Annotated in this window: 17 protein-coding genes; 14 read left to right on the top strand and 3 right to left on the bottom strand. The window is 47.9% G+C overall.

Annotated elements, in window-relative coordinates; genetic code table 11:
* Positions 1-16: 16 nt before the first annotated feature.
* On the bottom strand, positions 17-1,912 hold the full coding sequence (locus QMG16_RS04340) for a bifunctional acetyl-CoA hydrolase/transferase family protein/GNAT family N-acetyltransferase (protein ID WP_281792444.1): 1,896 nt from the start codon (positions 1,910-1,912) through the stop codon (positions 17-19).
* A 391-nt stretch (positions 1,913-2,303) separates the two neighbouring features.
* On the opposite strand from QMG16_RS04340, the gene QMG16_RS04335 reads away from it, so the two are divergent.
* Entirely contained in the window at positions 2,304-2,825 is a 522-nt protein-coding gene (locus QMG16_RS04335; protein WP_309298875.1) for a lytic transglycosylase domain-containing protein, read from the top strand.
* A gap of 19 nt (positions 2,826-2,844) precedes the next feature.
* Here QMG16_RS04335 and QMG16_RS04330 read toward each other — a convergent pair whose 3' ends face one another.
* On the bottom strand, positions 2,845-3,261 hold the full coding sequence (locus QMG16_RS04330; RefSeq protein ID WP_281797029.1) for an RrF2 family transcriptional regulator: 417 nt from the start codon (positions 3,259-3,261) through the stop codon (positions 2,845-2,847).
* Between the two features lie 513 nt (positions 3,262-3,774).
* Here QMG16_RS04330 and ndk point away from each other — a divergent pair.
* From ndk to ybgF, 9 genes are all read left to right on the top strand, one after another.
* Positions 3,775-4,191, top strand: coding sequence for a nucleoside-diphosphate kinase (ndk, locus tag QMG16_RS04325; RefSeq protein WP_281792443.1), 417 nt, complete (start codon positions 3,775-3,777; stop codon positions 4,189-4,191).
* 359 nt (positions 4,192-4,550) lie between these two features.
* Positions 4,551-5,480 carry a lytic transglycosylase domain-containing protein gene (locus QMG16_RS04320; RefSeq protein WP_281792442.1) on the top strand — a complete coding sequence of 310 codons (930 nt, stop codon included), beginning with the start codon at positions 4,551-4,553 and terminating at the stop codon, positions 5,478-5,480.
* A gap of 342 nt (positions 5,481-5,822) precedes the next feature.
* Positions 5,823-6,566 (top strand): SIR2 family NAD-dependent protein deacylase, encoded by a 744-nt coding sequence (locus tag QMG16_RS04315; protein WP_281792441.1) that lies wholly within the window; start codon positions 5,823-5,825, stop codon positions 6,564-6,566.
* Positions 6,566-7,375: a protein TolQ gene (gene tolQ, locus QMG16_RS04310; protein WP_281792440.1), complete on the top strand. Its 810-nt coding sequence runs from the start codon at positions 6,566-6,568 to the stop codon at positions 7,373-7,375. Before QMG16_RS04315 ends, tolQ begins: the two co-directional genes overlap by 1 nt.
* A gap of 89 nt (positions 7,376-7,464) precedes the next feature.
* Positions 7,465-7,902 carry a protein TolR gene (gene tolR / locus QMG16_RS04305; RefSeq protein ID WP_281792439.1) on the top strand — a complete coding sequence of 146 codons (438 nt, stop codon included), beginning with the start codon at positions 7,465-7,467 and terminating at the stop codon, positions 7,900-7,902.
* Positions 7,903-8,079: 177 nt separating this feature from the next.
* A complete protein-coding gene (tolA, locus tag QMG16_RS04300) occupies positions 8,080-9,183 on the top strand; it encodes a cell envelope integrity protein TolA (RefSeq protein WP_281792438.1) in 1,104 nt (367 codons plus the stop codon).
* 32 nt (positions 9,184-9,215) lie between these two features.
* Positions 9,216-10,547, top strand: coding sequence for a Tol-Pal system beta propeller repeat protein TolB (gene tolB / locus QMG16_RS04295; RefSeq protein ID WP_281792437.1), 1,332 nt, complete (start codon positions 9,216-9,218; stop codon positions 10,545-10,547).
* A 403-nt stretch (positions 10,548-10,950) separates the two neighbouring features.
* Positions 10,951-11,529, top strand: coding sequence for a peptidoglycan-associated lipoprotein Pal (pal, locus tag QMG16_RS04290; protein ID WP_281792436.1), 579 nt, complete (start codon positions 10,951-10,953; stop codon positions 11,527-11,529).
* Between the two features lie 377 nt (positions 11,530-11,906).
* On the top strand, positions 11,907-12,716 hold the full coding sequence (ybgF, locus tag QMG16_RS04285; RefSeq protein ID WP_281792435.1) for a tol-pal system protein YbgF: 810 nt from the start codon (positions 11,907-11,909) through the stop codon (positions 12,714-12,716).
* 308 nt (positions 12,717-13,024) lie between these two features.
* Here the strand turns inward: ybgF and QMG16_RS04280 are convergent, their stop codons facing one another.
* Entirely contained in the window at positions 13,025-13,483 is a 459-nt protein-coding gene (locus QMG16_RS04280) for a hypothetical protein (protein ID WP_281792434.1), read from the bottom strand.
* 670 nt (positions 13,484-14,153) lie between these two features.
* Here QMG16_RS04280 and QMG16_RS04275 point away from each other — a divergent pair.
* The 4 genes from QMG16_RS04275 to QMG16_RS04260 all read left to right on the top strand — a co-directional run bounded on the left by QMG16_RS04275 (position 14,154) and on the right by QMG16_RS04260 (position 19,924).
* Positions 14,154-14,609 carry a hypothetical protein gene (locus tag QMG16_RS04275; protein ID WP_281792433.1) on the top strand — a complete coding sequence of 152 codons (456 nt, stop codon included), beginning with the start codon at positions 14,154-14,156 and terminating at the stop codon, positions 14,607-14,609.
* A gap of 347 nt (positions 14,610-14,956) precedes the next feature.
* Positions 14,957-15,640 (top strand): TetR/AcrR family transcriptional regulator, encoded by a 684-nt coding sequence (locus tag QMG16_RS04270; protein WP_281792432.1) that lies wholly within the window; start codon positions 14,957-14,959, stop codon positions 15,638-15,640.
* Positions 15,641-15,645: 5 nt separating this feature from the next.
* Complete coding sequence (locus QMG16_RS04265; protein WP_281792431.1) at positions 15,646-16,803, top strand: efflux RND transporter periplasmic adaptor subunit; 1,158 nt, start codon at positions 15,646-15,648, stop codon at positions 16,801-16,803.
* 1 nt (position 16,804) lies between these two features.
* Positions 16,805-19,924: an efflux RND transporter permease subunit gene (locus QMG16_RS04260; protein ID WP_281792430.1), complete on the top strand. Its 3,120-nt coding sequence runs from the start codon at positions 16,805-16,807 to the stop codon at positions 19,922-19,924.
* The last annotated feature ends 269 nt before the right edge of the window (positions 19,925-20,193 follow it).

Raw genomic sequence — 20,193 nt, 5'->3', positions numbered from 1 at the left:
GCATCTAATGTTTTTATTAGCGGGACTTGTTCTCTTTTTCGGTATCTCCCGATTGAAGTTCGCAATGCATGCAGATGAGGTCGTCTTCATGAGCGGTCGTCACCTTGCATGGCAGAGATTTGAAAAGCCGTATCATGGATTTATTGTTCATAGAAGTATAAGCCACAAAACCAGAAATTCCATTTTCACGAGCTATTTCATAGAGTTTTCGAAATATAATCTTTGAAAGCCCCTTGTTTTGCCATTCCTTGTTGACGCTGAAAGCCACTTCTGCAACATTTCTATTTTGCTCCAAAACATAGCCGCCAAGTGCGATGATTTTCCCAAAACCAAACTCGCCGGTAACCGCCACCATGGTCATTTCTTTCACATAATCGATTTGATACATGGAGGCTACATCGTCGCGCACAAAGCTGTTTTTTTTGTGAAAGAATCTTGAAATGATATCGTTCATATCCAAGTTGTAAAAGTGTTCCTGGATACGTCGTTCGTCTACAGATTTTACAGGGCGGATGGTGACCTTTTTCCCATCGATTTCGATGGATTCTTCCCATTTTACAGGATAGACGGCATGAATGGATTCCTTCAGGCTTCTTTCCTTTCCTATCAATCCGAGCTTCTGAGCGTTGTAAAAGAGTTCGTCACGAAAATCCGGGTGGGCGAGGCTGATCATGGCAATGGCACGTTCCTGGATGCTCTTCCCGAAGAGATTGACAACCCCATATTCACTCACGACATAATACACATCACTCCTTGGAACCACTACTGCCAGGTTATCCAAAATGGGTACAATGCGGCTCGTTTTCCCGCTTCTGGATGTGGATGGGATCATGAGAATCGACTTCCCGCCCTGCGACTGGGCCGCTCCTCGAACGAAGTCCAGCATTCCGGTGACCCCTGAAAAATGATTATGAGGAGGGGCGTCCACTGCCACTTGCCCAGTGAGATCCATCACTGTTGCAACGTTGAGAGACGTCATGCGGTTATGGCTGGCAATGACGCCAGGATTATTCACATAATCGGAAGGATGAAATTCTATACCAGGGTTATCGTGCAAAAATTCATAGAGGTTGGATGTTCCTATGGCACTGCTGGCCACCAGCTTGCCGGGGTTGACCCCTTTCTTGCGATTATTGATCACCCCTCTTGAAACAAGTTCCATGATACCATGTGTGAGAGACTGAGTGTGAATTCCAAGATCGTTCTTGTCTGCCAGAGCCAGCAGGGTTGCTTGAGGGGTTGCACCCAGGCCCAGTTGGAGTGTGGCGCCGTCATCGATGAGCTTCGTTACATTTTTTGCAATGAGCCTTGCGGATTCCGGTTCAACGATATCCCCGATGGTGAGCAGTTCCTCTTCATGTTCGACGATCACATCCACATCGTTTACGTGCATAAAACTCCTGCCGAGGACTCGGGGCATTCGAGGATTCACCTGAGCAATGACGAGATCAGCAGAAAGGGCAGCGGCCAAAGTGATGTCAACGGAAACCCCAAGGCTCATCCAGCCGAAATCATCGGGGGGGGAAACTTGAATCAAAGCAACATGGATCGGAATCTGCCGGGTCTGAAAGAGATAGGGGAGGGCGGAAAGGTTGATGGGTGTAAAAAAACGCCGGTTCATGGCAAGAGGTTGAGGGAGGGTAGAACCGGAGTAGAAAGACCTGATGTGAAAACTCTGCCGAGAAGTTTCACTGGCTATCAGGGTAATAGGTGCGGTTTCTAGGCTCAGAAGGCGAACAATCTCCAGATCGGTGAAACTGCCTGACTGAGATGCCAATTCCCTGACAAGGCATTGGGGTTCACCGCAAGAGGATCCAATAAAGACTCTTTGTCCCGCATGAATGAATCCGATCGCCTCTTTTGCCGTGTGTTGTTTTGCAAGATAGTCATCAGGCCAATAATTTGTAAGCATAGCAACCTCCTCGTGGCATGTATAGTGCATGAGTGGTTGAAGTGCAACGATACGCAGGCGAACAACAATACAACATTGGAAGTGGAAATTCTGCTAAAAGATCCTTAATGTTTCCATACACAACATATTTGAAGAATGTGGCTGCACATCTCTGGAAAAGTCACTGGAGGCAGAAGTCTATCTGGAATTTATCAACCAATACAAACATAACATGAAAACATGAGCGAACATAGTAAGATTAATAAGGATATGTTCGATGGTATTGATTTTTTGTGCCAAATCCGGTTAATTAAAATGTTGAGACTGAATGACGGATTTTGATGTATCTTTTTAAAAGGTACTTGGGATTCGTTTGCAGAAAATCTGAAAATTTAATCTCAAGGGGTGAAGAATGCGTGTGAAAATTATGCAATATCGAATAATTTTCATTTTCTGCGCAGTATTGTATTTTATCCCATTCATCATCTTATCCAATGGTTCTGGCAACGTTTTTACCTGGATCATCTATCTCACCGGAGATACTTCCATTTATGACCCACACATTAAGAGTGTCTGTTCTGAATACGGTCTCGATCATCGTTTGGTCAAAGCGCTTATACGGGCTGAATCCCGGTTTGATCATCATGCCATATCTCCTCAAGGAGCGATAGGCCTCATGCAACTGATGCCAAGCACCGCCAGGGATATGGGAGTCAAAGACCCCTTCGATCCTGAGGAAAATATCAAAGGTGGTGTGCGCTACTTGAAATATTTGCTCAAACGATTCAATAACGATGTCACTTTGGCTCTCGCTGCTTACAATGCGGGACCAGAGACTGTAAAACGCTATGGATCTGTCCCACCCTATAACGAAACCAAAGAGTATCTCAAAAAAGTGCTGGAGTTCTACTCGCAGTACAAGCGAAAAACCTGAAAGTCTTTTTGTAGATTTTTTAAGATTCCTCTGAATTCATTCGAACCAGATCCAAAAGGGTGATGTTGTGCAGTCGCTCGTGAATGGCTTCGGTGATTTCTTTCCAGAGAAATCGCATATGGCAGAGACTGGATCGTTCACAACCGTTGGAATTTTCGCTGCACTCGGTAATTCCTATCCCCCCTTCAAGAAGAGACACAATTTCATCCATGTGGATCGCATGAGGCGGTTTTGCCAGCATGTGTCCTCCCTTCGGCCCTCGAACGCTCTTCACATAACCGGCTTTCTTGAGAGGAATGATGATTTGCTCGAGGTATTTGACGGAAATCTCTTGCCGACGGGCAATTTCTGCCAGGTGAATGGGGCCTTCATCAAAGTGGATGGCCATCTCCAGCATCAGTCTGGTGCCGTATCTGCTTCGCGTCGATAATTTCACCGCCAAATCCCCCCTTGAATTGCAGCAAGTTAAAGCAGAGCCTGTCAAAATATTTCACAGGCTACGATCTTTTGTAAAAGCTCATGATTCATAGCTCGTGGCTCACGCTGACATCGCAAAGAGCATTTTGCGCTTTCCCTATCACCTTGCATCTCTTTACCTTTTTCAATTTTTGTTGAGACCGCTCCGGTCATGGGGAGGATGGAAAATTAGCAAAGAATCTCTGATTTGCCTGAATTAAGTTCATATATTTTTTACGAGTTTTTTGCTGCAGTGAATGATGACCATAAAACAAGAGTTGTAAATTTTTTGTCGAAATTCTTTAATCATTATAATATACCGCTATCGACTTAGTTTCCATGTTGGTTCCCACTTTTTTCCTATAAGATTTTTTTATTTATTTCTTGCCATCTGGTACCTTAATTTGCGAAATACTGCCTGCGTATCGGTTTGGAACATTGTTTGTCATTATTCTTCAAAGGATTGTTTGTTCAGAAGCTTAAAGGAGAGAAAATGGAACGTACTTTGTCCATCATCAAACCAGATGGGGTCCGGAAAAATGTAATCGGTGAAGTGATAAAGCGTTTTGAGGGAGCCGGCATCCACATTGTTGCCATGAAAATGTTGAAGTTAAGCAAAGAAGACGCCAAGCGTTTCTATGCCGTGCACAAAGATCGCCCGTTTTATGATAGCCTGACGGATTTTATGTCTTCCGGCCCCATCGTAGTGATGGTATTGGAAGGAAATGACGTGATCAAAAAGAATCGTGAACTCATGGGTGCAACGAATTATAAAGAAGCTGCTGCCGGCACCATCCGCCGAGACTTTGCTACGGATATCGAACAAAATGTGGTCCATGGATCGGATGGTCCGGATACGGCCGTTGTCGAAATCGCTTTTTTCTTCAACCAATTGGAAATTTATTCGTAACGCTTTCGTGTGATAGTGGGGTTGATATCCTTCTACAACATGTTAAATCGTACACAAGGGGTGGCTCTTTTATTTTTATAGAGAGCCACCGGTCTTCTTTTCTGAGGAAAGTGGCGTTTGCTTTATCTTTCTTTCAAATGGATAGTGTTTAACGTGGTTGTTCGAGTTTTCTCTTAGAAAAGGATACAGCTTTGCTGAGGAATAACGGAATCATCATTTTCGGAATGATGATTTTAATTTGGGCTGGCTATCTGTGCTATGGAGCGTGGGGGGTGGGGCATTCCTCTGTGACTGCTCCAATTCCTGATGTAGTCCCGTATTATTCTCCTCCTGTGAAAATGGATCTTTGTGGAGAGGCGATGCCACTCGATGATCCCGACGTTAGGGAACGGTTCGACCGGGAATTCACGATAGTGGTTTATAGCCACGCACAGGTGTATCTCTGGCTGAAACGTATGGAACGTTATCTTCCCTGGGTCGAAAGCCAGCTCGCAGAGAATAACCTTCCCGATGACTTGAAATACGTGGCGGTAGCCGAAAGCGACCTCATGCCCTATGCCGTCTCAACGGCAGGCGCTGCCGGGCCGTGGCAGTTTATGTCCAGCACGGGGGCGAGATATGGACTGGATAAATCCAAAGACCTCGATGAACGTTATGATTTTGAGTTGGCAACCCGGAGTGCTTTCAGTTATCTGAAGGATCTTTATGGGTTATTCAATAATTGGACGCTGGCCATAGCCAGTTATAACTGTGGGGAAAACAGAATCCAGAGTGAAATCGCCAAACAGCGAGTCAACAGTTATTATTCTCTCAAGCTTCCGCTGGAAACGGAACGCTATATTTTTCGAATTGCCGCCATTAAAGAAATTCTCAGCCACCCCGAGCGCTACGGCTATATATTGCCGATGGGATCTGGTTATCCACAGATAAAATCAGAGTCCGTGCATGTAAATCTACCTTATCCAATCCCTCTTCAAATGGTGGCTGAAGCAATTGGACTGACTTACAGAGATTTCAAGAAATTCAATCCTGCTTTCATTTCCGACAAAGTCCCGGAAGGATCCCAGACTCTCAAAGTGCCAGCCGGTAAGGGGAGCGAATTTAACAGCCGTATGGAATGCCTCCTTGCCAGCTACAAGCCGGTTGTTCTTACGCACAAAGTGGCGCGAGGGGAAACTCTCACCGGCATCGCCGCACAATATGACATCAGCACTCAGAGTCTTCGCGAGTGGAATCAAATTCAAGGGGATACCCTCCTCGTTGATCAGGTGCTCAAGATATATAAATGAGTGGTCCAACATGGAATGGTCATTGCATATAAGACTTCAATCCATGGAGAAAATGGGCTGGCCGGCTAGAAAAACCTGTGCAGTAATTGGGGCGGTGAGGCATGCCAGTAAATATCGGTGAGACGCTCTTTGTTTGATGGAGCTTCCCGTAACCCTGGATTCATGAAGATTTGATACACGAGAAGCTTCGGCACGATTGCACTCCTAAGGTGGTATAAGTCTTCAAGGGTTGTCGATCAAAACGAAGCACTTGACAAGAAAAAAGGACAGATCTACGATGGATAAAGCATAAGATATTAAAAAAACAATATTTTTTGGTGTAATATGAACGATTATCAAAAGATGGCTGATCTGCTCTTGCAAAGTCGTTACGCGGTGGCTTTAACGGGAGCCGGGATATCTGTGGAGAGTGGTATCCCTGATTTTCGAAGCGAGAAAGGGCTGTGGTCCAAGTATGATCCCATGGAATATGGGCATATCGATTCCTTCCGTTCTAATCCTGCAAAGGTATGGAAAATGCTCTTGGAAATGGATTCGGTTTTGATGAAAGCCGTACCCAATTCGGCGCACTATGCTCTTGCAGACCTGGAACGACGAGGAATCCTTAAAGCTATTGTGACGCAGAATGTGGACAGCTTGCACCAGAAAGCGGGTAGCCTCAATGTGATCGAATTTCATGGCAACAATCGGTCACTTCGTTGCGGCCGCTGTTCTCGGAAGTATGCCAGAGAGAGTGTCTCTTTTGAAAAGATACCTCCTTTGTGTGCGTGCGGTTATCCTTTGAGACCGGAATTCGTCTTTTTTGGTGAAGAAATACCCCCGGATGCCTATCAAAAAGCAATGACATCCGTGCAACGCTGTGATTTGATGCTTGTGGTGGGAACATCCGCAACTGTGGCTCCAGCGTCATATCTGCCGCGGACTGCGAAGAGCAGGGGGGCGATTCTCCTAGAAGTCAATCCCGCAGCCACAGAACTTTCACATAGAATGTCGGATCTCCATATAGCCGAATCGGCAGGAAAAGCCCTGCCGGCCATTGTGGCGGCATTAGATGCGAGCAGTCCGAAACAGAGGAAGAATGTATAATGATAACAAGTCCTTTGGTTATGATGGCATACGCAGCTTCTGAAAGTGTTTCCACTCCGCACCCCAACGGAGGGAATGGTATTTTTGAAATGATCCAACATGCCGGACCGATGGTAAAGTTCATTCTATTGGCCTTGCTCTTCCTTTCCATTGCCTGCTGGTTCATTATTCTCTTGAAGTTTCGACTGATTCGGCGCGCCAGGAAGGAATCGGAAGATTTTATTAAGCTGTTTCGCCAGAGAAAAAATTACGCTGCTCTTTATCGGGACAGTCAGTTCCTTGAAGACAGTCATCTCGCTCAGATTTTTCGCATCGGCTATACAGAACTCACCCGAATGGGTAAGTCTCTGGAAACAAAAAGTATGCAGGACTTGCGAGTCAACCCTGAAGTCTTGATCGAGAACGTGGACCGGGCCATTCAGGGTGGCATGATGTCCGAACGGCAGCGATTCGAACGATTTCTTCCTCTTCTTGCGACGACAGGGAGTACCGCTCCGTTTATTGGCCTGTTCGGTACCGTTTGGGGGATTATGACAAGTTTTCAGGATATTGGAGCGAAAGGCGCAGCGAACCTCGCTGTTGTAGCTCCAGGTATTTCGGAGGCTTTGGTTGCAACAGCCATGGGACTTGCAGCAGCCATCCCCGCCGTTGTTGCGTACAACCATTTTTCCAATCGCATTCGAGTGGTAGAAAATGAAATGAGCCATTTTTCGGCAGATTTCTTAAATATCCTCAAAAGAGATCTCATGCGACGGGGCAGGCAGGAAGAGTATTCCTCTGAGCAGCAACGTTTCGCGGTCCAGGATTAGTCCATCGGGGGGGTACTCGGTGGAGATTGAGTTATGGAAAAAGAGTCTTTGTTTTTTCGATTTTCGCTAGAGCAGTTCAGGAGTCCCAAATGGGTATGCAGATGAATGGGAATGGAGGCCGGGGGCAGATGGTTTCAGAGATCAATGTAACCCCCTTTGTGGACGTAATGCTGGTTCTCTTGATCATTTTCATGGTCACCGCTCCTATGATGACTCAGGGCATCGATGTGAAGTTGCCGGAATCTTCTGCACCTGCCATTCCGTCGGAAGATGAGCGCCTCATGGTGACCATCACAAAGGATCAGAAGGTCTTCATCAATGAGTATCCGGTGGAACTGGACGTACTCGGCCCCAAATTGAGTGCCATGTATCAGAACAAGCAGCAACAAAAAGGCGTCTTTTTGCGGGCAGATGAAAAGCTCGCTTATGGCTTTGTTGTTGAAGTGATGGGACTGATACGGCAGGCGGGCATTGATCAGATCGGAATGGTGACGGAACCTCTCAATACGCCTTTTAAGAAAAAGTAAACCGTCAGAAAGGCCGGATCTCGCTGGTCGCAACCTACAATGGGTTGAAATCGGCTCCTGTTTCCCTGTTTTGAAAGGGATCTATGCATTGCTTTCAGTGCTTATGCACTATTTAAAGCATTAAAACATCCAATTTTAGGATTGTAACTACAAGCGGTGAATTCAAAGGACAAGCTTATGGAATCCCTGACGTTCTCACAACGTAAACTATCTCGGGACGAGATCCTGAAGGGATTGGGCGTATCTGTTCTGATACACGCTCTGGTTTTTACCACGGCGCTGATTTCCCCGTGGGCCAAGCCGAAACAAGTGGCACAGATTCCTTATTCCACAGTAAACCTGGTTTCGATGGAGGACCTCGGAGGAGGAACAGCGCCGGCGCCAAAGGGGAATAGTGGGAAAAAGGCAGATAACCCCAAAGGGGAAGATTCTCCCAAAGCCCCTTCATCTAATCGATCCAGTCGAGCGAAGTCGCAACCTCTTGTCCCCATCAGGCGGCTTCAACTCAAGGAAACTGCGCCGAAGGTTGCTCCGGAGGTGAAGAAAATGGAGATTTCCGAGGCCCCAAAGGTCGTTGAAACTTCTCGCAGCAAACCCTCCGTGGAAAAAGAATTGGATAGTCTGATCCCCAAAGCGAAGCCGGAACCCAAACCAAAACCAATCGTACAGACAGCGAAAGCTTCCAGGGAAGAAAATCCTAAGGCGGAAAGCCCTAAGGCAGAGAGTCCCAAAGCAGAAACCTCCAAAGGAAAAGAACCCGCATCTACGTCCAAAAGTGAACGTTCGGGTTCCCCTGAAGGCACTTCCGACGCTGATGACAATGACACAAGCGCAAAAAACGCATCGGGTGGCGTAAATGCCCAAGGTGGCGGGACGGATACTGGAAAAACGGGGGGGAAGGGTACGGGCCCGGCAACCAGCACGGGTAAAGGAACAGGGGAAGGCAACGGAAAAGGAACTCCTGCTGGAAGCCCTGATGGGGCCATGGTGACATTGGCGAGACGGACTTATTACAACGCTATCTGGAGTGCGGTTCGCCGGAACTGGGCGCTTCCTGAATTTCTCAAGTCCCAACATCTGGAAACAGTTTTGATCGTGGTCCTGAGGAGGGATGGGAAGGTCTTGGATCTGAGGATTGAAAAAGGTTCGGGAAATGCATTATACGATGAATCTGCAAAACGCGCCGTGCGCAAAGCGGAACCTCTACCGCCTTTTCCAGACATTTACAGTGCTCCGCAGGAGGAAATCGCCCTGCGTTTTACTCCCGAAAGTCTATCGTGATCAAATTTTTCATTGAAAGGAATTGCATACAAATGAGGCATAGGAAGTATTTTTCGATCAAATGGACGGGTTCTTTCCTGGCGCTAATTTTGTTATGCGCCTGGACGGTTGTGGCTCGAGCCGAACGCGTCACCATCGATATCACTCAGCCTGCGTTCGAAAGAATTCCCATAGCCATTCCTGATTTCAAGTTTCAGACGGCTGGCCAGCCTCAATTGGCACGAGAAATGGGAGAAACCCTTTCAAGCGATCTGGATTACTCGGGAGTATTTCGACCATTGGATCCCAGAGGATTTCCCGAAGATCCACAAACCATGGGAGTGACTGCGGGAGATATCAAATTTAACGAATGGCGCCAATTGGGTGCCGATTTTCTTGTCCGGGCGACATATCAGGTCCAGGGTTCATCCCTAAGAATGGAGGCGCGCTTGTTCGATGTTCCCGGTTCAAGAATGGTTTTGGGAAAAGTCTATGAGGGGGATTCCCGGAACTGGCGAGCCATGGTTCACCGGTTTGCCGATGAAATTCTTTACGCATTGACCGGTGAGCGAGGAGTATTTGATTCAAAGATTGCCTATGTACAGGTGCAGGGTAAGTCCAAGGAAATTTACATTGTGGATTTCGACGGAGGCAGCCCCATTCCGGTGACCAACAACCAGAGCATTAATCTATCCCCGGCGTGGAGTTCCGATGGGAATGAGCTTGCTTTCGTGAGTTATAAAGAGGGAAACGCCAAAGTGTACGGTGTGAATGTCACAAGTGGTGCTCAATGGCTTATCTCCGGCTATAAAGGGATGAACATTTCGCCCGCATGGAGGCCCCAGTCCCGTCAGCTAGCTGTAACTCTGTCTCAGGAAGGGAATCCCGATATTTTCCTCTTGTCCTCTTCGGGAAATATTATTCAAAAGCTGGTGCATAGTTGGGCCATCAATGTGTCTCCCGCCTGGTCTCCGGATGGCAGAAAGCTTGCCTATGTCTCCAATGAAACAGGAAATCCTCAGATCTACGTGTTGGATGTCGGCAGTGGACAAAAGCGCCGCCTTACTTTCAGTGGCAATTACAATACTTCTCCCAGTTGGTCACCTAAAGGAGATTGGATTGCTTACAGCGGCATGACAGGAGGCCGCCACAATATTTTCATTATTCGGCCTGATGGGGGGGATGCGCGCCAGTTGACCCACGGTGAAGGAGATAACGAATCTCCAACCTGGTCTCCCGACGGTCGCATGATCGCGTTCAGTTCAACGCGACAGGGAGGTTCTGCCATCTGGGTTCTGCTGACGAATGGAACGGGGATTAAGAAACTCACAAAGGGTGGAGGTCAGGAAATGCCGCGCTGGTCACCACGGTTGGGAGGGGGATGATCTTGAGCATTATCCTTCTGACTAAATGCCGATGATCTTTATACGCAACCAAATTCCAGCTACAAGGGGGTGGCCTGGGCGGTTCGCCGTCTTGGCCCCGGAGAGCAGGAACTTTTATTGCCGATTGTCATTTTTTTTGGGGCTCTCCCGCCCTGTGGGCACGGCCAACCTGCCGGCCGCGATACACACGGAAATGGCCGCTATAATTACGATCTTGAGCGCCTAAGTTTCTTTGTATTCATAGTCGGAAAGGTATATTTTATATGGATAAGAATTAAGATTTTTGACCATCATGTAGGATAGGAGTGGCAAGGACGCCGCTCCTGGAAAAAATGCAATTATCGACCATTGCGGGCATAATGCAGGGAATGGCAGATTCAACAACTAGAGGAGAAAGATGAAAATGGAAATGAATAAGGTTGGTCGCGTTCTTGTGGTTCTATTATTTATGATTTCTGCTGGAGCTTGTGCTAAAAAGGCTGTTCCCACACAACCCGGTTTTGGACCCGGCGCCGGAGGGACGAGTGGGGGATATGACACCGGCAGGATGGGGGAAGGAGCCGGCGGGGGATTGGATGATGCCAGGTGGAGAGAGCTTGGAATCAATTCCGAAGCGGAAAAGCAAGAGTTTTTAAACAAAGCCGAGAGCTTTGAGAATCAAGACATCTACTTTGATTTTGATTCTTATGCTTTGAGCGAACCTGCCAAGAGAATCCTTGATGCGAAAGTAAGCTTTCTGAAGCGTTATCCAAAAGTACATGTTACTATTGAAGGGCATACCGACAACCGCGGAACAAACGAATACAATTTGGCTCTAGGGGAACGTCGTGCCAACAGCGCACTTCAGTACTTGAAGAATTCCGGTATGAATGCACAGGATTTGAACCTTGTCAGCTATGGTGAAGAGCGGCCTCTGGCAGGTGGCAATGATGAAGCTTCATTCGCAAAAAACCGTCGTGCCCATTTTGTATTGAGCTATTAGTTTTCTTTCGGGTCTTTCCAGAATTCCGCTTCAGACTGTTGAATCCAGAAAGGATTCTCAACAGTCTGAAAATGGATGGAATTTTGGTGACCTGCCTCTCACTGCATACCTCAATACTAACTTTACCCCCAACCATGAAAATCGTAGATCGGATTTGCAAACCCAGCATCCAACGTAGGGAAAGGAATCCCGATCCATAAACGTTGTGTTTTCAAGGTAAGATGATTTTAAAACGGCTCATGAATGTGATGTGTTGCTCAAGGAAGAAAGGGTACCTTATGATCATGATCAACGAGTGGAGACGATTCGGCTTGATATCCCTCATGATCTCTGTCAGTTTTTGCGGAGGATGTGCCGGCACTCAGGAGACTTCCACAATGCGGCAGAGCATAGGCATGCTGCACGAAAGAGTGCAAAATCTGGAAAGACGTATTGAAACATCCAGTAGTAGTCAGCCACAGACCTCATCCAGTGCAGATCTTTATGCACGTATGGAAGAGCTTCAAATGAAAATTGGAGCGCTCAACGGGCGTATTGAGGAACTGGATCATAAGATTCAGAAAGTCGACCAGTTGGCACACTCTGTTGCCGAGCAGGCAGCGGCCCAGACTTCTTCGCCACCACCTCCTCCGCAACCTGTAGTGACCATTCCGCCTTCAACTACATCTGCGCCGGCAGCTACATCCACGACACCCCCCGCAGCTACGCCAGCGGCAGTGCCGACACCGACAACCCAGAAACCAGCGGCGCCTCCCGTGAAGATTGCCACAAAGGAAACTGCTCCTCCACAGCCGGCACCTCCCGCTCCAGAAAAAGTGGACCCTGAAAAAGCAATGTATGATAAAGCGACACAGCTTTTTCAACAGAAACAATACGCTGCAGCTCGAAAAGAATTCCAGGGGTTCACTTCAAAATACCCCAAATCCGAACTGGCGGATAACGCTCTTTACTCGACAGGCGAATGCTACATGGCAGAGCAGAAATACCAGGAAGCCATTGAAACATTCCAACAGGTTGTGGACCGTTATCCGGGAGGCAATAGGCTCCCCCATGCTTTGTTAAAACAGGCCAACGCATTCGAGAAATTGGGGGACAGCACGGCGGCCCGCATCCTTTATGAACGGATTGCCGAAAAATATCCAGGGACTCCCCAAGCGCAGATTGCCGAAAAGAAAATAAAACAATAGCCATGAGATGGTTGTGAATTCATTGCGCGCAATGCGTTTCTTCCCAGAAAGCCGTTTGATTTTGAATTATTTTTTACAATATTCGGTTTATTCGCTAGAGGCGTAAAGGGTACAGAGAAACATGGCTTCGAGGTAGGAACGAAAGGCTTTGATATCGAAGACTCTCTTTAAGAACATAATCTCGGAGCCGTTCTCCGCATACTCTGTGCCTCTGTGGTGAACGACGGTTGCTATTATGAGCAATCCAAAATATTGGATGCCCGGACTCAAAGTACGCTTTCCACTGCGCTGGAGGTGAGCCTCATTTATCAAGAGCGGACAAGAATACCAACAGTGCTTCCCAAGTTGCGAACGAGGTTCATGAATTGCGCTGGAAGGGGCACTTCGCGATCGGCAATGAGTATTCCTAGGTCTCTGGCTTTTGAGAGAAGATGGGTGCTGTCGATTCCTTCCCGGTAATCGCAAAGGAATTGCATTCTCAGAGCATCGGTCAAAGGGATGCGCATCTCTTTTAAATGGACAGCGACCTGAGCCGTTTCTTGCTCGATTTTTGCCTTGTTTTCTTCTGCGAAATCTGCAAAGGGCCCATCAAGGTGGATCGTTCCAAATAATTCGTTGATGATGGCTCCAGCCAACTTGCCGATGGAAGCCTTCTCCAGAGAGGAATACTTCATCTCCAGGTGGCTTTTAAGTTTTTGAAAAAAGACCATTTTGATGACGTCTATGCCTTCTCTCAAAATGGGGATGAGTTTGCTCTCAACTTCCACTGTTTTTCCTCCATTCAATCGATTTTTTCAGAAGGTCGGTTCTCCTTCTGCACGTTCTTTCGGTTTTGGAAGTGGGAAAAATAGATTCCAAAGAGCGTGACTTTGTGAAGTCCACACACGGATATATGACCATGCTTCGAGCGAAATTTAGCACGAAGGGGATCAAAAAGTAAGTCTCTGTCAAAAACTTTTTGGGAAACCCGATCCGCAAAAGAGGAAGGGGAATGATCTCCTCCAGTATAGAAACACCACCCAATATAATATGGACACATGGAAGATCCATAAGAAGCTCTGATTTCCACTCTGCTACTCCAATTGTCTGATTTCTAAATGGATTGTATCGTCTCAAACGAGTCTGTATTTATTTTTGTAAATATATTCTTTACAGTAGTAATTTTTTTTATTATAATTTTTCCAAAAGTTGGGCCATTATAAAAAAATATATTTAGACCTGGATTCTTTTTCGGACGCTTATACGTCTTTCCACCCTGAGTGAAGTAGAACCGCTACCACAATTCTTCAGCGATGTTTTAGAGAGAGTCTGAGTTAGTTTCTCATCTTGTTCCTTCCGCTCAAGATCGAGTGTTTTCGACCTGACGACGCTGCGGTCGCCTTTTGAAGACCGGTTTTCATGTATTCCATTAACGTCATTAAGTGTAAGGAGGAGACGATGGAACACAAAGCCGCTCTTGATCGTTTGATTTCCAGACAGCGTATCAGCATGGAAATTGAAAAAATCAATTTCAATCCAATGATTCGAGATGAAAAATTTGAGGAGAATGCTGCCCATTATCAATGCAGACTCTCAAAGCCCGGGAGAGCGATTCACGTCTATTTTTCCCTTCAGGATTGTGAAGATAGGGTCACATTGAGCGACGTTCTGTTCATGTTGGCAATGGATGCTTCGGGCTGTAAAATGCTGGAGGGTTACGACGAAATCCGTGAGGAATGGACATCCCTCTTCGGTGGCTCTGATGGCAACCTGAGGGAGATTGAAGATTTTTGGCATGAATTCACCGGGCGCTGCAACCAAACCAAACAACTGGAGAATTTTCTGGGTGAGGCCGATTTTGAGGAGTTGGTTGGACATTTCGAAAGTCTTTCGCCTTTAGATTTGCACCTCTAATATTTTTATTTTTAATAATTTTATAAACTTGTATATCACTTTCTGAAAGTGAACCTATCTGAAAAATAAAGAAAACGTTTCTCCGTCGGAGGGTTGAAAAGATGGCACAACAGCCTTTCGACGGAGGTCCTTCCCGCTACGGAAAGCCGGGATGGAATTTTGTGCCTCGGTTTTCCTCCTTTCCTGTTATCTTTCGACAACTAAAAATTTGATGAAATTTCTGTGGAATTCCAGGATTGCAACTTTCGAACAGAAATCGTTTGACAAAGCAGCATTACCTTCCTATACCTACCGATCGGTATAAATATTGACTACAGAAGGAAATCTAAAGGAAGAGAATATTTCAAATGAAAATCGGGCAACAAAATGATGCCAATGAAAGGCTTGGCTTGAGATTGTTTATAAACGACGACTCTGCAGGATGGGCAGAAGAGCAGGAAAAGAAAGCATGTATCCTCCATGCTGCGGCTAAGATATTTGCAGACAAGGGATATGCGGGCACATCCGTTCGGGAAATCGTTGAAGCCGCAGGCGTTACAAAACCCACCCTGTATTACTACTTCAAAAACAAAGAAGACCTTTACATAAAACTCGTTGATGAAACCATGCATGCTTTTTGTTCGGTACTCGATGAATCTCTCACTGTGAGGGGCAAAATGCGAAAATGCCTACTTGCTCTCTATACACATCTTTACGAGTTGATGCGGGATCACGTGGATTTCGTTCGTTTGGTGAACTCCATGATTTATGGCCCGCCCGGATCTACGCCTGCTTATGATCTTCGACCGGTGGACAGTCACTTGTTGCACGTTTTCTCGGAAATGCTTCGAGGAGGCGTAGACGAAGGGGAATTGAAAGAAGAGAGCTTTCCCGAAGTCATTCTTCTCTTGCTGGGATTACTCCGCACCATGCAGGCGCATCTTGTTTTGAATCTGAAGCGTAGTCCACTCACCGTCGGCGAAATCAAAAAGAGCATTGATGTCATATTTGACGGAGTGAAACCCACCGTATGTTCAGAGGCCCGATCATGAAACGAATGAGCGTTATCTTGCTTTTCCTGCTCGTCTTCGGGACCGGCAGCATTGTGGTCTTCAGGTACTCACGAGGTATACCCGCAGAGCCTTCGACTACTTCTTCGGAAAACACTAGGATCGCCGTAGACGTTATCTCTCCTTCCCGCACCACACTCAAACGGAGTGTCGAAGTCTTCGGCAGTCTTTCTGCAAAGAATGTCACAGAAGTCAAAAGTGAACTTCCAGGGCGTGTTTTACAAATCAGAGTGAAAGAATGGGATCATGTGAGTCCCAAAGACATTCTTCTTGAAATGGATCCAATGGATTACAAGCTTGAACTCCAAAGGAGCCAGGCGGGGCTGAAGATAGCCGAAGCACAGCTGCTCAAAGCGAAGGTCGATCTGAATCGAGCCAAACGGGAACTGAACAGGACGCTAAAACTCAAGGAAGGAGGCCTTGTCACAGGCCAGGAACTCGACGAGAGGCGAACGGCCCTCGAATCGGCTGAAGCTCAAGTTGCTTTGGCCGATGCCCAGGTGGGGCAGGCGCGAGCTCAACTAGCGGAATCGAATCGAAATCTTCAAAAGAGCTCCATCCTTGCTCCCATTCAGGGCATTGTTTCGGAGCGGAAAGTCGATGTGGGCGACTGGGTGGATAAGGGGGCTCACCTTTTCTCCATTGTGGACAACCGGATTTTGGATTTTACAGCTACCGTCTCCGCTATAGATTTACCCCTTGTGCATGAAGGACAGTTGCTGACTTTTACTGTGGATGGATTGAGCAACCGCGTTTTTGAAGGACGGGTGCACAGGGTGAATCCCACGGTGAATGCTTCCGATCGTTCGGGTCGTATTCAGGCTGAAGTCAAAAACAGCGACGATATTTTGAGGGGAGGGGTGTTCGCTCGGGGACAGGTCGTTGTGGAGGAGCGTCATGACATCATGGTGGTACCCGCCGACTGTCTCGTTGGTTGGGACATGGAAAAGGAAACGGCAAGGGTTTTTGTCGTTACCGAGGGAGGCGTCGCCCATTCCAAAGAGATAAGAACAGGCCTCACGGAAGGAGGCAAAGTCGAAATTTTAGGTGGATTGACTGGGGCAGAATGGGTCGTGTCAAGAGGTGGGTTCAACCTGAGGGAAGGGGACGGGGTCTACATATCGAATCAGGAAGGAAACCCTTGATATGTTTTTATCTGAGCTCTCCATACGCAGACCCGTTTTTGCCACTGTCATGATGCTTGCCCTGGTGACGCTTGGTTTTTTCTCATATCGACGTCTCAATGTCGATATGTACCCGGATGTCGAAATCCCTGTTTTGACGATCACCACCGTCTACGAAGGAGCACCTCCCGAGTCGGTAGAGCGTGAAGTGACCCGAAGAATCGAAGAAGCGGTCAATCCAGTGCAAGGAGTGAAGCATATATCTTCCACTTCCCAGGAAGGCGTTTCCAGTATTGTAGTGCAATTTACTCTGGAGACGAAGATCAACGATGCAGCGCAGGAAACACGAGCTAAAGTGAGTGCCATACGGGGTGAACTCCCCAAGGAATGCGATGAATCCGTGATTCAGAAACTGGATTTTTCTGCGGCTCCCGTTATCTCCCTGGCTGTGCGTTCGGATACTCTTGGAGCGAGGGAGCTCACTACTCTGGCCGAAAAAAGGATCAAGAGGCGCATCGAAAATGTTCCAGGGGTTGGCCGGGTAGATCTGGTCGGAGATTCTAAACGAGAGGTCAATGTCTGGCTGGATCCCATTCGACTGGAGGCTCTGGGACTGGGAGTAAATGAAGTCATTGCAGGACTGAACCAGGAAAATGTCGATACTCCGTTGGGACGTCTCAACCGTGAAGGGTATGAAACACCCGTCCGGGTGTCGGGCAAACCAGAGGAGGTCACAGCATACCCGGATATGGTGATCGCATGGAGGGACGGCCGTCCCATTCGGTTGAAGGAGCTGGGGCAGGTTCGGGACGGAATCGAGGAACCCAGGTCACTGGCAATGGTGAATGGCGTGCCCGCAGTGGCTCTGAATGTTTTGAAACAGTCCGGGGCCAATACGGTGAGCGTGGCAGATGGAGTCGAAGAGGCACTCGAGGGCCTCTCAAAGGAGATGCCTTCAGGTGTTCGCCTGGAAATTGTTCGTGATTCTTCCAGGTTCATCCTGGAGTCCGTTGAAGACGTGCAGATGACCCTGTTGCTTGGAGGGCTTCTGACAATCTTCATCGTATTTTGCTTTCTCAATTCCTGGCGATCTACGGTCATCACCGGTTTGACCCTTCCCATCAGTGTTATCAGCGCCTTCATTATCATGATGGCGCTCGGATTCACTCTGAACGTCATGACCCTCATGGGGCTTTCACTTGCCATAGGACTTCTCATCGACGACGCCATTGTGGTGCGTGAAAACATCGTGCGCCATCTGCAGAGGGGAAAAGACCACCGCAGAGCCTCTCTCGAAGGAACTGCCGAAATAGGTCTTGCCGTCATGGCGACCACTTTTACCATTGTGGCGGTATTCGTGCCGGTAGCGTTCATGAAGGGAATCGTGGGTCGATTCTTCTACCAGTTTGGAATTACGGTGGCTTTCGCTGTACTCGTTTCCCTTTTCGTTTCGTTTACTCTGGATCCCATGCTCTCTTCCCGCTGGGTAGACCCGGATATGGAAGGAAGCGAAAAAAAGAATAAAAATGTTCTCTATCGCCTGCTGGAACGTTTTAACGATGGCTTCGACGGTCTGGCGGAAAAGTACCGTTCAGTGATCTCCTGGGCTCTTGACCATCGCAAGCGGGTATTTTCTTTCGGCCTGGCGGCCTTTGCCGGTGCCCTTCTTCTGGCTCCATTACTGGGCAGCTCTTTTTTCACCACATATGATCGCGGGGAATTCCAGGTGAATTTTTCCGCTTCTCCCGAAGCCGGCCTCGAGGAAAGCCGCGGGAGAGTCCTGGCCATACTTGATGTGCTGGATGCTCTCCCCGGCATCGAACTGACGTATGCCACTGTAGGCGCAGGAGATATGGGAACAGTGAGAGAGGGAACGATTTATGTAAAACTCAAGGAAAAAGATGAGCGGCATCACACGCAACAGGAACTTGAGGCCATGGCTCGGCGTGAAATCAGCAAAATTCCAGGCATCATCTCCAGCATCACTGAGGCGGACAACTTGCAGGGTGCGTCTCCCATCAATGTTAATCTCAAAGGTGACGATCTCGACGTTCTCAAGGAATATTCAGAAAAAATCAAGAAGCGGATGCAGGAGATTCCGGGTGTGGTGGATGTGGCATCAAGTCTCGATCAGGACAAGAGCGAAGTCCGGTTGGTGGTGGATCGGGCTCGTGCAGTGAATGTAGGCATCTCGACAGGACAGATTGTGGAAACATTGGGGCCCTTAATCGGAGGCAAAGTAGCGACGACCTATGAAGATAGCGATGGAGATTCCTACGATGTCAGGGTTCGACTGCCTGAATCGTACCGGCGAAGTCCTGCACAGCTTGGGCGACTCACTCTCCTTTCCAGCCTTCCCGATGGGCAGCGGATGCTTGTGCCCTTGGGAGATGTGGTGCAATTGCGCATGGATCTTTCGCCTGCGCGCATTCAGCGACTCGACTTACGCCGCCAGGTCACCCTCTCCGCCAGCAATGTGGGAATAGCCTTGGGAGATGCCGTCAATGCCATCCAGGACGCAGTCAAGGAAGTTGGCCTTCCTCCCGGCTATGTCATTTCCTGGAGCGGCGAAGCCGAGGATATGGCGGAGACTTTCCAGTATATGGCTGAAGCACTGGCCTTGGCGGTCATACTCATTTACCTGATCCTGGCTGCGCAGTTTGAAAGCTTTGTGGCGCCGCTCTCTATCATGATTTCATTACCGCTCTCCCTGGTGGGAGTCGTGGTGATGCTCTATTTCACCGGCGACACATTGAACATCATGTCCCTCATAGGGTTGATCATGCTCATGGGACTGGTGACCAAGAATGCGATTCTGTTGGTAGATTATGCCAACATATTGAAAAAACAAGGTTTTGATCGAAAAAGTGCTTTGGTGGAGGCAGGGAAAACTCGGCTGCGGCCCATCATTATGACCACTCTGGCCATGATCTTCGGGATGCTCCCCTTGGCTCTTGCACTGGGACCGGGTGCGGAAATGAGAGCTCCTATGGCTCGGGCCGTCATTGGCGGTCTGATCACTTCCACCTTGCTCACTTTGGTGGTTGTTCCCGTGGTTTACACCCTTTTCGACGATGCCGTTTTAGCCATTCAAAAGCGGTTTCGACAGCCACTCGAGGAAGTGTTGGGGGAGCCCGAGTGAAGTCGATTCCCATCTTGGTGTTGTCAGATTTCATCTGAACTACGGAGACACGGAGAACACAGCGATTTCATTTGAAAGTCTTTCTCTGTGTCCTCCTTGTCTTTCGTGGTTCATGTGGCAATGTCGCACTATCTACCATGGCAAAAGAGAATGCCTCGGTTTTCACCGTTGTCCAAGGATGTTTTGAGATGTGCAACATACTGAGACTCTTGTCGATATCCTGTATGATTTTATGCTCCTCGCTCTGTATGCCGGTTGCATCACCTGCC

It is taken from the genome of Desulforhabdus amnigena, assembly GCF_027925305.1.
Classification (GTDB): Bacteria; Desulfobacterota; Syntrophobacteria; order Syntrophobacterales; family Syntrophobacteraceae; genus Desulforhabdus; species Desulforhabdus amnigena.
This window is presented reverse-complemented; position numbering and strand designations above follow the sequence as displayed.

Bases quoted from the DNA above. Each gene is read 5' to 3' on its own strand.
- tolQ (WP_281792440.1), top strand. From the start codon at position 6,566: ATGATAACAAGTCCTTTGGTTATGATGGCATACGCAGCTTCTGAAAGT.
- QMG16_RS04315 (WP_281792441.1), top strand. From the start codon at position 5,823: ATGGCTGATCTGCTCTTGCAAAGTCGTTACGCGGTGGCTTTAACGGGA.
- tolB (WP_281792437.1), top strand. From the start codon at position 9,216: ATGAGGCATAGGAAGTATTTTTCGATCAAATGGACGGGTTCTTTCCTG.
- QMG16_RS04260 (WP_281792430.1), top strand. From the start codon at position 16,805: ATGTTTTTATCTGAGCTCTCCATACGCAGACCCGTTTTTGCCACTGTC.
- QMG16_RS04335 (WP_309298875.1), top strand. From the start codon at position 2,304: ATGCGTGTGAAAATTATGCAATATCGAATAATTTTCATTTTCTGCGCA.
- pal (WP_281792436.1), top strand. From the start codon at position 10,951: ATGGAAATGAATAAGGTTGGTCGCGTTCTTGTGGTTCTATTATTTATG.
- tolA (WP_281792438.1), top strand. From the start codon at position 8,080: ATGGAATCCCTGACGTTCTCACAACGTAAACTATCTCGGGACGAGATC.
- QMG16_RS04340 (WP_281792444.1), bottom strand. From the start codon at position 1,912: ATGCTTACAAATTATTGGCCTGATGACTATCTTGCAAAACAACACACG.
- QMG16_RS04320 (WP_281792442.1), top strand. From the start codon at position 4,551: ATGCCACTCGATGATCCCGACGTTAGGGAACGGTTCGACCGGGAATTC.
- tolR (WP_281792439.1), top strand. From the start codon at position 7,465: ATGGGTATGCAGATGAATGGGAATGGAGGCCGGGGGCAGATGGTTTCA.
- ybgF (WP_281792435.1), top strand. From the start codon at position 11,907: ATGCGGCAGAGCATAGGCATGCTGCACGAAAGAGTGCAAAATCTGGAA.
- QMG16_RS04270 (WP_281792432.1), top strand. From the start codon at position 14,957: ATGAAAATCGGGCAACAAAATGATGCCAATGAAAGGCTTGGCTTGAGA.
- ndk (WP_281792443.1), top strand. From the start codon at position 3,775: ATGGAACGTACTTTGTCCATCATCAAACCAGATGGGGTCCGGAAAAAT.
- QMG16_RS04275 (WP_281792433.1), top strand. From the start codon at position 14,154: ATGGAACACAAAGCCGCTCTTGATCGTTTGATTTCCAGACAGCGTATC.
- QMG16_RS04265 (WP_281792431.1), top strand. From the start codon at position 15,646: ATGAGCGTTATCTTGCTTTTCCTGCTCGTCTTCGGGACCGGCAGCATT.